The organism is Acinetobacter sp. RF14B, from assembly GCF_006864105.1.
GTDB lineage: Bacteria > Pseudomonadota > Gammaproteobacteria > Pseudomonadales > Moraxellaceae > Acinetobacter > Acinetobacter lwoffii_C.
Window position 1 is genome coordinate 1 of sequence record NZ_SMTB01000270.1, and the last position, 457, is coordinate 457.

Annotated in this window: 1 protein-coding gene; it reads left to right on the top strand. The window is 34.6% G+C overall.

All coding sequences use genetic code 11. The features are described from left to right. Nucleotides 1–457: hypothetical protein (locus E2K52_RS14910; protein ID WP_151205740.1), on the top strand; the 457-nt coding region annotated here is incomplete at both ends.

The following is a 457-nucleotide window of genomic DNA, read 5'->3' on the forward strand; positions in this document are numbered from 1 at the left end:
CCTGATCTTCGAGGATTTGAAGATTCAGATCTAAAAATACAGCAAGCACATAAGTCTATTATAGAATTGAGATCTTATATAAATCATAAATTAGATGAACTCAAAGCGGAAGAACAAAAGCAAAAGACAAAAGAGAACCTTAAAGAAATCCAAAAAGAAATTAGAAAGTCACTTGTTGATAGAGAGGGGCTACAACAGCAACTTCATGGCCTATTACCATCAGTCGGCACTCAACAAGGGGGATATGATTTTGAAAAATGGTTTTATGAAGCCTTGGATTACTCAGATATTCAATGTAGGAGACCGTATAAAGTAGATGGCCGACAAATAGATGGTTCATTAACGATAGATGGGACTACTTACTTAGTTGAATTAAAGTTTACGAAAAACCAAACAGGATCTGGGGATATTGATAGTTTTAAAGCTAAAATTGATAAAATGGCTGACAACACAATGG